This is a genomic window from Corynebacterium epidermidicanis (assembly GCF_001021025.1).
Classification (GTDB): domain Bacteria; phylum Actinomycetota; class Actinomycetes; order Mycobacteriales; family Mycobacteriaceae; genus Corynebacterium; species Corynebacterium epidermidicanis.
In genome coordinates, this window is the sequence record NZ_CP011541.1 from 1,895,841 (window position 1) to 1,908,773 (window position 12,933).

Consider the following 12,933-nt stretch of genomic DNA (forward strand, 5'->3'; position numbering starts at 1 on the left):
AGGACTTTGCCCTCATTACCCCCACTACTAAAGACTGCGCGAAGCCACCGCATTGTCGGCCTCGCGCACGTTCTAGCAACAATGAAAACCCGGCACCTAGTGGTCGTCGATAAGCCCTTTGAGCGTGCGGACGATGCCTGCGCCATCGTGGCGAATTCCATCGTGTTGGAAGAGATTGGTTAGATATGGGCGCAGGTCACGATACATTTCGGCAGTGTTGCGAGAATAGCCAAATGGCACGAAGATGTCGTCAGCATAGATGGCAGCTGCCGCCACGGTCTCGGCGCTGGCCAACCCGGACGGCGAGTAGAGCTCCGGGAAATCTGTACGTTCCGCGAGCTCCTTCGCCGCTTCGCTGAGCCCGTGCAGCGCTGGATCTTCATCGAACTGCCAGGGGAAAATGTGCTCGCCGGTGAGATAGAACTTGTCGGCTGTTTGGGGGGCGGCATCTTCTTCGAACCCCGGAATCTCCTCGCGGATCCGGTGCGCTGACCAGCGCGTTGCTGCCCCGGGGTAGGCGTAAATGGATTCGTGGATTGTGGCGTAAAGGGGGCCGTCGGCAAAGCTTACGCGTCGGCCAACTTCGGCGAGAAAGTCGCTGCGCAGGCGCTTTTCCCCGCGCAGCGTCCGGAATGGTTCTTCCAAAAGGTAGGCTAGGGTGTCAAAACCATGTCCGCGCCCCAGCTCAATGCCGATGGTCCGGAAGCGGCGTGAGGTGAGGCGCTCGCCGGTCGGCAAGACTTCTGCCGTGGTGTCCAGGTGAGCGCACACCTCGCGGATCCGGGATTCGGCGAAGGGGATTTGGTGGTAGAAGGCGTCGTGACGGCGTTGTAGCGCCCGATAGGTGGCACGGTAGATGTCATCGATGTCCACACCTACTGCCGGCAACCCGCCCGTGAGAAAAGCCCTGCCCACCGAGGACGGATAGCGCGAGAGATAGGCAGTGATACAAAACCCGCCGAAGCTCTGCCCGAATAGGTCCCAGCGCTTGAGGCCCAAATGCTCGCGGAACGCTTCGGCATCGGCGCAGATCTGGTCAGCGCGTAGCAGGGCGAGCTGGCGGGAGCTTACTTTCGAATGCTGGTCAATTCTGTTCGAGCGGCCAGTCCCGCGCTGGTCCAAGAGCAGCACCCGGTGAGTCTTGAGGAATTCACCGATCACGCCGTCGGCTGCAGTCGGTCGCGGTGCGGGAAACCCCGGTCCGCCTTGGAGATAGACCACCACCGGCAGCTCCGCCCCACCAGATGGCCGGATTTCGCGGGCGAAGACTTCGATTGTTTCTCCTGGCACTGGGGCGAAATGATCCCAGGGAAGTTGCAGGGTGTGTTCGATGATGTCATGTCCAAAGCGCCTAATCATGCTCTAAAGCATAGCCACTTGAACGGTGTTTAAGACTACGCTTTAGGATAGTGATCATGGCTGAACAACTATTCAGCGTCCGCATGCGCGCATCCCAGGCCGGGCGCCACATCTCCGGCGCCGAACGCATCTGCACATTCGAACACGTGCCGCAAGTCAGCGCCCAGCTGCACCGCCGTGCCCTCACACACCCCAACGGCACCCCAGACAGCATCCATATCACCACTGAAGCCCTCAGGCAGGTCACCCATGTTCCAGCCCTGCAGGTGCGCGAGCTCGACCCTACAGTCCCGGCCAGCATCCACTTCGCCAAGCTTTTCGACGCCCACGGCTGGCACCCCAGCGCCCTGGACCACCTCTACTCCGTCACCGGCCTGCGAGGCGCGATGATCGTGGATGCCTGGACTGGACGGCGACTCGATCCGCATTTCGAACGAGGCGTGCGTGCCTCAACTATGGATGCCGCTGGACTCTCGCACTCCCCCGATGCCAAAGATCACGCCACCGAAGCGCTGGTGCTCGCCGCCAAAGTGGCCGCGGCCCCAGGAATCCTCGCGGAGTTATGCATTTCTGACGACCCCGATTACACCACCGGGTATCTCGCCTGTGACGGCATCTACCACCGCATTTTTCACTGCAAGGAACCCGGCAGTTCTATCGGCACCCGGGTGTTCCTCTTCGATTCCCAGTTGGCCGCACTGCCGGACACCATTGAATTCCTTGAACACCACCCGGTTTTGGTAGAAGGAATCTACTCATGAGCCTCAATGAACGTGCAGCCGACGCCAATACACAGTGGCGAGCCTTGGGGCTGGAGCGCACACCCGCCACGATCTCGCAGCTTAGTGGCGCACATGCCACCATCGAAGGGTGCGACTTCGTGTTGTTTTCCTCCTCCGACTACCTAGGACTATCGCAACACCCCGCGCTTTGCACCGCCGCTATCGCAGCACACCGGCGTTTTGGCGCAGGCTCCACTGGCTCACGACTCACCACCGGTACTACCGCCCCGCACGTGGCCGCAGAAGCAGCAATCGCCAGCTTCATCGGCTCTGAGGACGCCGTGTTCTTCGCCACCGGATATCAGGCGAACGTCTCCACGATCCAGGCGTTAGCCAGCATGGTGCCTGGTCTAACCGTGTTCTCCGACCAACTCAATCACGCCAGCATTATCGACGGCTGCCGCTTGGCCCGCGTGCCGGTCAGGGTCTACCCGCACCTGAATTACGTGCGGCTCGACGAAATGCTGAGCGCAAGCACCGCCGAGGCAAAACTCATCGTAAGCGACGGCCTCTTCTCCATGGACGGTGACACAGCAGACATCGCCCGCCTACAGCAGCTGTGCCACCAGCACCGTGCCTGGCTCTACATCGACGACGCCCACGCCATCGGAACCATCGGCCCCAGCGGCCGAGGCACAGCCGAACTTGCCGGAGGCTCACTGCCAGACATCCTCATCGTCACCGCCTCTAAAGCTCTTGGTGCTGAAGGCGGCTTCGTCTGCTGTCCCACTGAGCTCGCAACGTGGCTCAGAAATCGAGCTCGTTCCTACGTGTTTTCCACGGCCGCTGCCCCAAGCGTTCCCGCCAGCATCAGCGCAGCGCTTCCCCTCATTCCGCAGCATTTGCCCACTCTACGTAGCAAGCAGGCACAATTCGCGGCCTTAACCGGGTTGTCTATCTCGTCTCCGATCGTGCCTATCCATGTCGGTAGTGAAACAGACGCCATGAATGCATCTGCCCAACTGAAAAGGCAAGGACTTTGGGTGCCAGCCATTCGCTACCCGACTGTCGCTCGAGGTCAGGCTATCCTGCGCGTGACCATTACCGCCCAGCACGAAGATGCCCACCTGGCGCAACTAGCATCCGCGCTCGCTGAGCTCCGACTCATTTAGCCGGTACAAACTGGGGAAGGCGGCGTCGATAAGCGCGGGCTTGGTTGTCACCGTACTCACTCATGAACATATTTTGGTGCGGATTCACAATATTTGGCGCATTCTTCGGCTAAGGCGTTTAATAGATGCGTTACTCGGGCGCAAGACAAGCGCTCAACGCAGTGCCGGGAGAATCAGGGGGAACAGTGACAACGACCAACCAACAGCAACAATTCCCCGAGCCCCTCCCCGCCGCCCCGAACCCGTGGCGGCTCTTTACTGCGTTCAACACCCCCGGCCCACGCTGGCCGGGGGCTCTACGCGCCGCATTATCGATGTTGCTGCCCGGCGCGGTCGCCCTCCTGCTTGGGTTCGATGCGGAAATGGTGCTGATCACCGCCGGTTCCTGCACCGTGATCTACGGCGAGGGCCACCCTTACCGTGCACGCATCACCATCATGTCTGTCGTGGCTGCATTACTAATCGTCGGCTCCGGCATGGGCGCTTTCGTTGGTGAGACCGTGTGGGGGCACATCCGTGCCGGTGCGACCAATTGGTGGCTCCTGCTCACCGCGGTGTTCGCCACGGCCATCGCCGCTGTTTTGGTATTCTGCGCCAACGCGTTGCGGCTTTCTCCCCCAGGGGCCTTCTTCATCGTGATGATCGCCTCCGCGTCCACTATGACGCCCCGCCTGGGTGTAGAACCGCTTGAGGTGGCGATGTGGTGCGCCTGTGGTGCCCTGACCGGCATCGCGGTCGGGATGTTTCCGGCACTCATCCATCCGGCGAAGCCCGAAACTAACGCAGTCGACGTACTAGAAAAAGCAGTTCGTTCTTTCAAGGAAGCTGATGGCGGGAGCATCGCCAAGCGGCACCAGGCCGAAACCGCCCTGGCCAACGCGTGGTTTGCCCTTGCCGACGCGCGGATTGTCTCCGGCGGTCGCGTTATCAAGCCGAGCGGCGCAGAACTTGTGCAGCGCGCACTTGCAGCCCAGGCCGAGCTGGTCCAAGTTAACCGGGAACGCAAACTCAGCAACGAAGCCGATACCGCTGGTGATCAACCCACCTACGTGGACTCCACCCGCCTGGCTATCCCGCACACCCGGCCGACCGTGACCTACCGGTTGTACCGTTCCAGTAATTGGCACAGCCACGCAACGATCACCACGTTGAGGGTGGTTATTGCCTCCCTAGCTGCAAGTGTAGCCTCCATCGCTCTTGGATTCGATCGTCCGGACTGGGCCGTGGTGTCAGTGGTGATGACCTTGCAGTGGGGTCCAGAACTGATCCCGGGAACGATTCGAGGTGTTCACCGCATGGTGGGATCCATCGTCGGCATCGGGTTATTCTCGCTCATTTACCTCGCCCAACCCAACCCGTGCGTATTGCTGCTGTGCCTGGCCACCGCGCAGTTTTACGCCGAAGTGTTCGTGGTGCGCAACTACGCCATTACCGTCATTTTCACCACGCCATTGGCCCTACTCATGGGGGGTGCCACCCATGGCGCGTTAGGGCCGACGTTAGTGTCTCGAATCTCCGAGACGGCGCTGGCCACGTTTTTCGCGGTGGCTGTGCTCTGGCTATTGTTCAGGAATGCGGAGAGCATCCAGCACCGCAACCTCGTCCGGCGCTGCTACAGCGCGATGGGTAATCTCATCGGCGCGCTCACCACGAAAACTCCCGCACAATCACTCGAATACCGTCGCGACCTCCAGTATGAACTACTCGGCGAGCGTCGAGCCATCCAGTCTTTGGCCGCCGACATTCGCCACTCCGCCCGCGCACACTGGGCCGAACACCTTGATGTCCAATCCACCGGCTACTACCTGCTCGACTACGCCAACGCGCATGCCGACCGCGAACTCACCCTCGAAGAAATCGGCGAGCTCGCCAGCCGGGTCCGCGCTCTCTCCCTACGCCACGGACGAAACTAATCAGCCCGCCTAGCCAAGAAACCGCATGACGGCTGCCACCACAGCGTCAGGGTCTTCAAACACAACACCATGCCCGCCGGGCAATTCCTCGAGCCGGGCATCTGAAATCGCCCCCGCTAATTGTTGTTGCAGGTAAGGCGGGATCATCACATCCTGCGCGCACGAAAGCACCAAAGTTGGCGCGACGATCGCAGCCACCTCCTCCGTGATATCGACCCGCCGATTAAGCCCCATTTGCTTATCCCCAAAAGCCGAAAACCGTACCGAGTTGAGGGTGGCTCGCAGCTGCGCCGTCGACAAGCGCGCAACAAACTCGGGGCTGAACGCGCTCAGCGTACTGAACTGCCGCAATGCCGTTTCATCCTCCGCCTTGCGCAGCGTCCACCAGAGGTCGTTGCGCATCTGCAGATAAGCATCGCTGCGCTGCCAGCCCGCAAGCAGCACCAGCTTATCGACGCGCGCCGGGTGCATCCCAGCACACGCAGCCGCGACCACCGCTCCTTGGGAATAACCCATGAGATGAACCCGAGCGAGGCCCAGCCCATCCAGCAGGTCAATCACTTGGTCAACGAGTTGCTGGATCTTCAACTCAGGGGTGTCAGGCTCCTGAAAATCCAGCCCGATCACACGGAAATGCTGGGCTAGGGCCTGGTAGATCAGTCCAAAATTACTCGCCGTGCTGCCGAAGGTTCCATGCAGAAGCACTACAGCGGGGCCTGGCGTGGCCGAGTCATAAAACTTGAGGGCGAAGTTGGCAGATTGGAACTGTAGCGGATTGAGCTTGGCGGAGTGCGACGCATGAGACATGACTTAACGATAGCGATGGGTTCAAGGGAAGATCTCGTTGACGCGGATCTGAGGGCCGGTTTCCACAAACTCCGCATGCACGACCGAGCGAAACTCGCGGTCGAACAGCACATCGAGGCCGACATGCGCGAGACTCGTTGCGGCGCGGCGCATCGCAGCCAAACCCTCAGGTGAGGCGGCTGCCTCGCGTAGTTGTTCAGTGTGCAGCGCAACGCCTTCCGGCGCGATCTTGATGAGCGGATGAATTCCAGGTACGAGCTGAGAGACGTTACCAAAATCGGTTGAAGCAGCGATAGATTCTGGCACAACACCTGCAGGTAAGGCATCCACGCCTTGTTGCGCTTGGCTTTCGCGCCACCGCTGCGCCAAGGCTTGATTATTGCGCACCGGCAACGTGGGCGGGTGCGGGTCCCAGGCGATGTCCACGCTGCACCCCGTCATCAGCGCTGCCCCGCGGCACACGTCGGTCACCCGCGCGGACAAGTCAACCAGGGTGTCGGAGTGCAAAGAGCGGACATAGAGCTCTACCGTTGAGGTATCCGGGATCACTGAGGGGCGCTGGCCTCCCTCAGAGATCACCGCATGCAACCGGTCACTCGGGGGCATCTGCTGTCGCAGCAGCCCGAGGCCCTGATACAACAATGTCGCAGCGTCGAGGGCGTTTCTCCCCATGAAAGGCTGGGACGATGCATGGGCCGAGACGCCATGAAAAGTCACCGTGGCACTGCGACGCCCAATCCAGGCATGGCTGGCAATATCCATGTCAAAAGGGTGAACCATCACGGCAGCATCGAGGCCTTCAAATGCCCCTCCCCTAATTAGATATTCCTTGCCGGAATGGCCTTCCTCGGCGGGAGTTCCGAGGAAAACAATCCGGACATCGTCTTCCCTACCAACCTCACGCACGGCAGCCACCGTGGCGAGGAAAGCGCCAACCCCGGCACTAGCGATGAGGTTGTGCCCACAAGCGTGACCAATCTCGGGAAGCGCGTCGTACTCAGAAAGGAAAGCCACCGCAACTTTGCCTGTGCCTACTTCGGCGTGGATCGCGGTGTCAAGGCCGAACGCAGGCGCGGTGGCCACGACCCCGTGGTTACGCAACACTTCAGTGATCGCGGCAACCGCGTGCTTTTCCGTAAATGCGACTTCGGGATGAGCGTGAATGTCGAGGCTGAGCTGTTCCAATTCGGTGTGCATAGATTCAACTGCCGTGGTAGCAGCTGCCCACAACTGTGTTTGCTCGGGATACGAGGTCAGTTGCGGGGGTTGCGCTGGCGAGGTCTCGGCCATCGCGCGGTGTACCGAGGCGTTGAGTTCGTCGATAAACGCGGTGGATGGGGTCAATCGATCTCGAGAGTCCATCGGTGTGTGCTGCACTCCTAACACATTTTTTTTAATTTGGTGGGGTCGAATAGCGGACCCTAAGGGATAAAGATGCCGGAACCCGGGCCGAGCGGCAGATCGGCGATGTACCAGGCAAAGAGGATCAACACCCAGCTCAGCCAGAACGGCACCACGAAAGGAACGAGGCGCGACATCAACGTGCCCAGGCCTGCCTCGGGCTCATAGCGGCGCAACAGGCCCAGCACCACGATCATGTATGGGTTTAGCGGGGTCATGACCTGAGTAGCGCTGTCCCCCACGCGGAACGCCGCTTGCACGAAGGATGGCTCATAGCCCAAGAGCGCGAACATCGGAACGAAGACGGATGCCATCAGCGTCCACATCGCGGACCCCGAGATCAGTAACAGGTTGAGGCAGGAAGCGAGAATGATGAACGCCAGGATCGCTGGGAATCCAGTCAGATGCATCGATTCCAGGAGCGCAGCCCCTTTCACCGCGGTGTAGGTGCCGATGCCGGTCCAGGAGAACAATGCCACGAACTGTCCGAGGATGAACGCCAAGATCAGGAAGCTGAGCATGTCTTTCAGCGCGTGCCCCATCATCTCCACTGCGTCTTCCATGTTCTTCACTGTGCCTACGAACGCACCATAAACGATGCCCATCACCATGAAATACGCAAACACGATAAACACGATGGAGTCAAGCAGTGGCGACTTAGGTAGGAACCCACCTTCCGGGTTACGCCACGGCGACCCGGGGTACAGCGTGGAGGCCAGAATTATCACTGTCAGCACCAAGCAAGCAAACAGCGACGCCCACAGTCCCCGCGATTCTTCTCGGCTCAGGTTAGGCGAAAGTTCCTCGCCGTTTTCGTCACGATCTCCGCGGGTCTTCGCATCCTCTGGGTCGATCGTCTCATCTACCGGCACGTCTTGTTTCCACATGCGCGGTTCCAGGATCCGGTCGGTGATGAAACCCGCCACGAGGCCGAGGATCACCGCGGACACGAAATTAAAATAGAAATTCGATAGCGGATTGACCTCGGTGGCTCCCGAATGAGGCAGGGTCTCCATCACGGCGTTCGTGATGCCAGCAAAAAGGGCGTCGAGGCTGGTGGGGACGAACGCCGTCGAGTAGCCAGCACCGACGGACGCGAAACCACCCAGCAGCCCAGCCACGGGATGCCTGCCGGCGGATTTGAACACCAGAGCCGCCAGCGGTGGGACGACGACCCAGGCTGAGTCCGCCATGACCGAGGCGCCGACGCCTACTATTCCCACGGCATAAGGCAGCGTCCATTTCTTAGCTGAGCTAAAACCCCTCCGAATCAGGGCGCTGAGCATGCCGGAGCGTTCCGCGACTCCCACGGCCAGCAGGATCGGCAGGACCGTCACCAACGGCGGGAAGCCGACGTAGTTCTTGCCGAGGTTCACCGTCAACCAGGTCATGCCCTCGCCGGTAAACAGTCCCTTAATGGCTACCTGCTTGTCGGAGCCGGGAACCGAGACGGAGATGCCCTGCAGCGCCATCACTGTCGACGCCACACCGGTGATCAGGAACAGACCCAGAAACAAGGTAAACGGCTCGGGCAGCTTGTTACCAACCGTCTCGATGCCGTTCAACACCTTTTCGCCCCAGCTTGAGCTGCTTGGCGACGTCCGCGCGGTCTTCGACGGCCGATCCGAGCCAGAAGCCAAAGTTTTCGGTGTTCGGTCGCTCATCGCTATTGCCCCTTTGCTCTTGCCGGACTACAAAAATCAATAGTGAGCCACCACACTACCGACGGTGTTCTGCATCACGCCAGGATTGCGGGGAGGTGTTACCCAATCGTTAACGCATCCGGACCCACGTGTTTTTTCAGAATCAACCCTTCTGTAGTTGCCGGGAATACAGGCAAAAGCGCTCCCAGGTTGAGGTGGAATGGGCATAGATGGGGATTTCGTCGCGCCGTCTAGGCTTCGCTGAGTGCATTCCACTTTCCTTCGTGCTCACCTCGGATAGGTAATCAGAAGTCATCAATCGCACTCCAAGTCCCACAATCACCGCCCCCTGGAAGTGCAAAGTCGAGGTCGGCTAGCAAGTTGGTGGGAAGCGCCACCTCAGTAAAGCCGTCTTCGATGTCTAGCCCCAGCACCGTCACTGCAGCATCGGTAAAGCCATTTCGCACAGCGCATTCATCCGCAATATGGCCGAAGAACATAGTGCCTTGCCCGTAGTGCTGGGGTTCCTTCAAAGAAACGGTGCGGGAGAGGTCTTGGTCGAAGAATTCGGTGGCGCCTTGCTCGCTCTCGAATAGGAAGCAAGCGCGAACCGCAAGCCCAAGCCCCCAATAATCGGGGTTGAAGCTAAAAGGACACTGAACTGCATATTCATTGTCCCGCTCCCCGACGCAGAGCGCTTCTCCCCCAGATTGCCAGGCCCGAACATATCCAGGGGTTGTTTCGTGAAAGTCCGCAGTTCGCAGGTGGGTGTGTTCGGGATCGAAATCCACCGGGAACCCACAACTGGTCTGCGCGTCAGTCTGGAGGAAATACACCCCTGGACGTACCGATACGCCGAGATTCTCCGGTAGCCTCGCCAACTGTTCCAGCACAGCTGCTGAGTCTGAGCAGTCATGCACCGGAAAACCGCTCAGCCCGGTGTCAACACCGCCCAGACCGGGCGTATCAGAGCCAACCAGAAAACTGCGCACGCTCATGTCCACACTCCTCGCATTCTTTATTCGTGTTCCGCTGTCACCCTGAACGCTAGTCAAAGGGGTGGATATATCCTGCGGCGCTTCGAAAACTTGAGCTAGCACACGAAAGTCGGTTCCACTAGTCTGGTGATTCACTACTGCTAACCGGATGCAGAAAGGCACCATTATGTCCCCAGTGAACCCGAGTTTCATCGGCGCAGATGAGTTTCGTCGACTCATCGCTCCTAGCGACGCCCGCGAAGCACTCGCAGCCGCCCTAGCCGGCCCATTCGACCCCGAAACCGATCCGCTACGCAGCAGTCTGACTGCAAGCACCGGAGCCGGAGAGCTGCTGTCGATGCCTTCGACTTTAGGCGGCTGGATCGGCACGAAGCTGGCTACTGTTGCTCCCAATAACGCCGAGTTAGGACTACCTCGCATCCAAGGCGTTTATGTATTGTTCGATGCCAATACGATGTCTCCACAGTGCGTCATCGAGGCCTCTGCGTTGACCGAACTGCGCACGCCAGCGATGTCAGCAGTTGCCGTCGATAAGCTGGCGCACCCGGAGGCCAGCAGTTTGCTGGTGATTGGCAGTGGGCCGCAGGCTGTCGCCCATGTCCATGCCCTGGCTGCCATTAGGCCTCTGACCCATATTGCGCTGCGCTCACGCGATACCGACTCGGCCGAACGCGCCATTAAGTCACTGCGGGAGGAGGGGCTGCCGGTTACCGCGGCCCGGGAGGGCGAGCAGCCGGACATCATCGCCTGTTGTACCTCTGCTTCCGACCCCGTCATCGCGGATGAGGAAGTTAAGGATGGGGCGTGTGTTGTCGCGATGGGTTCCCATTCCCCCGTTGCCCGCGAGGTGCCGACCAGCGTCATCACCCGCTCTCAGGTGGTCATTGAATCCCGCGCCACCACCTTGGCAGAGGGTGGCGACGTCATCATCCCGATAAACGAAGGCGCCCTCGCCGACAGTGACCTCACCACGATCAAGCAGCTTTTCGACGGCTCTTTCATCCGCGATTTCCAGCGCCCAGCAGTATTCAAGGGCACGGGAATGTCCTGGCAAGATCTCGCCGTGGCGGCTTTCGCTGCAAAGAAGGCAGGTCTCTAGGACGCGCGTTTCGCGAGCTCAGCCACGATGTCATCAACGAGCCGGGCGGCGACCTTGGCGGTTCGATTGTCGATGTCGTACTTCGGGTTGAGCTCTACTACGTCGACAAGCTTGAGCTTTCCGGTTGCAGCCGCGGCTCGCGCCATCGCACGAATAGTCGCTAGCTCCACACCCACGGCTGCGGGCGCGCTCACACCGGGGGCGACGGCAGCGGGCAAAACATCCAAGTCAATGGAAAGGTGCAAGTAATCAACCTTTTCGGCCGTCTCGCGGATGAGCTCGGCGGCTTCGGCTGGCTTCAGCTCCGCCAATTCGTCATCGAGGGTGTAGCGCACGCCGAGGTAGTCCGCGGTATCGAAGAGGATGCGGGTGTTGTTAGGCCGGGAAATTCCAAACACACTGTAGTTCAGGTCGCGCCCCACAGCGTCGGCAATCTGCTTGAAAGGCGTTCCGGACGAGGGTCGGTCGGCGGTGCGCAAATCAAAATGCGCGTCCAGATTAATGATGCCGATCTCGGCATCAGGCAGCGCGGCCCGCAATCCCATGTGAGTGCCGAAAGCGGTTTCATGCCCGCCACCAAGCACGACCGCGACGTGCCCGCCGCCAAGAATCTCTTGAACCGCATCACTTAAAAAGGCGTGGCCTCCTTCGAGGTCTTCGCCGCGCACGGTCACCGTACCGACGTCGTAAAGCGGGAATTCGTGATGAATTGCCAGTCCGCCCAGCGCCGAACGAATAACGTCGGGCGCGGTGGCTGCCCCTACGCGGCCGTGATTGCGCCGAACTCCTTCGTCGGAGGCAAAGCCTAAAACCGCTACGCCGGGGTACCGCGCATCGAAGCCAATCGGCTGGATGACAGAGTTCCAGCGGGCGTGTTCCTTTCCGGATCCATCAACACGGCCGGCCCAAGCAGACATATTTTCTTTCATATTTTCGTAGGATAGCGCCATGTCACCCTCTTCGCGGGCACATTCGTCAAAGGTCCCCGCCGCCTCGCACACGCTTCGTATTCTTTCGCTGCTCACCAGTATCGACGTGCCAATTTCCGCAGCCCGTATCCAAGCCGAGCTCGACCTACCCAGAAGCACGGTCTACCATCTTCTCACCGTAATGATCGAAGCTGGTTTTGTAGTCCGACTGCCGGAAGAAAAGACCTATGGTCTTGGCGTAGCTGCCTATTCGATGGCCAACGCCTACACGAGCCAACAGCCACTCGTGCGAGTGGGCGCACGCCATGCCCGTGCCTTGACGTCGGGCGTGCATGGCTCCGCCCACATGGCTAAGCTCGCGGGATCCGATGTGCTCTACATCCTGGAGGAACGCGCCTTACACGCTCCCAGCTTGGTTACTGATGTTGGTGTGCGACTTCCGGCCGTCGAGACGGCCAGTGGCTTGTGCATGCTGGCGTTCCTCGCAGAAAAGCAAGTTCGCGCAGCGCTTGGCGACGACGCGATGGACCGGCAGTTTCGCGCGGAGTGTCTGCAGATTCGCGGGCGGGGTTGGGCGGAGGAGGACGGAATCGTCACCGCTGGGCAGCGAACAGTAGCTGCCCCTATTTTTGACCATGTTGGCAGGCCAACCGCCTCGCTTGCTGTGACTTTCCCGTCTGGTTCACTTACCCCTGAACAGCTGGGTGAGCTATGCCAGGAGATCATGAACAGGGCTAGTTCAATTGCTGGCACAGTGTATGGATCACGGGCGGGCAATCACCTGCAAAGTCTGATATACCAGACAGGCCGGATCGAATAATGCTGGTCAGGTCACCTCAGGCTCCATACACTGGGACTGACAGTGATCCACAGCACTTGCGGTGAAGTGT

Annotated in this window: 11 protein-coding genes; 5 read left to right on the top strand and 6 right to left on the bottom strand. The window is 59.9% G+C overall.

All coding sequences use genetic code 11. From position 1 onward, the window contains the following. Positions 1–96: 96 nt before the first annotated feature. Complete coding sequence (locus CEPID_RS08755; protein WP_047240657.1) at positions 97–1,359, bottom strand: alpha/beta fold hydrolase; 1,263 nt, start codon at positions 1,357–1,359, stop codon at positions 97–99. Positions 1,360–1,415: 56 nt separating this feature from the next. On the opposite strand from CEPID_RS08755, the gene CEPID_RS08760 reads away from it, so the two are divergent. The 3 genes from CEPID_RS08760 (at position 1,416) to CEPID_RS08770 (ending at position 5,166) form a co-directional block, all read left to right on the top strand. Beyond that, positions 1,416–2,120, top strand: a complete 705-nt coding sequence (locus CEPID_RS08760; protein ID WP_047240658.1) for a 6-carboxyhexanoate--CoA ligase — start codon at positions 1,416–1,418, stop codon at positions 2,118–2,120. Further along, complete coding sequence (locus tag CEPID_RS08765; RefSeq protein ID WP_047240659.1) at positions 2,117–3,253, top strand: aminotransferase class I/II-fold pyridoxal phosphate-dependent enzyme; 1,137 nt, start codon at positions 2,117–2,119, stop codon at positions 3,251–3,253. Before CEPID_RS08760 ends, CEPID_RS08765 begins: the two co-directional genes overlap by 4 nt. 185 nt (positions 3,254–3,438) lie before the next feature. Continuing rightward, positions 3,439–5,166 carry an FUSC family protein gene (locus CEPID_RS08770; protein ID WP_047241456.1) on the top strand — a complete coding sequence of 576 codons (1,728 nt, stop codon included), beginning with the start codon at positions 3,439–3,441 and terminating at the stop codon, positions 5,164–5,166. Between the two features lie 9 nt (positions 5,167–5,175). Here the strand turns inward: CEPID_RS08770 and CEPID_RS08775 are convergent, their stop codons facing one another. The 4 genes from CEPID_RS08775 to CEPID_RS08790 form a co-directional block, all read right to left on the bottom strand. Next, positions 5,176–5,973, bottom strand: coding sequence for an alpha/beta fold hydrolase (locus CEPID_RS08775; RefSeq protein ID WP_052843469.1), 798 nt, complete (start codon positions 5,971–5,973; stop codon positions 5,176–5,178). Between the two features lie 21 nt (positions 5,974–5,994). Continuing rightward, the gene (locus CEPID_RS08780) at positions 5,995–7,335 is read right to left on the bottom strand and encodes a M20 family metallopeptidase (RefSeq protein ID WP_047240660.1); all 1,341 of its coding nucleotides are present in this window, start codon (positions 7,333–7,335) and stop codon (positions 5,995–5,997) included. Between the two features lie 59 nt (positions 7,336–7,394). Continuing rightward, positions 7,395–9,038: an AbgT family transporter gene (locus CEPID_RS08785; RefSeq protein ID WP_047240661.1), complete on the bottom strand. Its 1,644-nt coding sequence runs from the start codon at positions 9,036–9,038 to the stop codon at positions 7,395–7,397. Positions 9,039–9,322: 284 nt separating this feature from the next. Continuing rightward, entirely contained in the window at positions 9,323–10,015 is a 693-nt protein-coding gene (locus tag CEPID_RS08790; protein WP_052843472.1) for a hypothetical protein, read from the bottom strand. 166 nt (positions 10,016–10,181) lie between these two features. Between CEPID_RS08790 and CEPID_RS08795 the strand changes: the two genes are divergently transcribed. After that, a complete protein-coding gene (locus tag CEPID_RS08795) occupies positions 10,182–11,114 on the top strand; it encodes an ornithine cyclodeaminase family protein (RefSeq protein ID WP_047240663.1) in 933 nt (310 codons plus the stop codon). Here CEPID_RS08795 and hutG read toward each other — a convergent pair. After that, positions 11,111–12,043 carry a formimidoylglutamase gene (gene hutG / locus CEPID_RS08800; protein WP_047241458.1) on the bottom strand — a complete coding sequence of 311 codons (933 nt, stop codon included), beginning with the start codon at positions 12,041–12,043 and terminating at the stop codon, positions 11,111–11,113. The genes CEPID_RS08795 and hutG overlap by 4 nt on opposite strands. 19 nt (positions 12,044–12,062) lie before the next feature. On the opposite strand from hutG, the gene CEPID_RS08805 reads away from it, so the two are divergent. Beyond that, a complete protein-coding gene (locus tag CEPID_RS08805; RefSeq protein ID WP_047240664.1) occupies positions 12,063–12,863 on the top strand; it encodes an IclR family transcriptional regulator in 801 nt (266 codons plus the stop codon). Positions 12,864–12,933 lie beyond the last annotated feature (70 nt).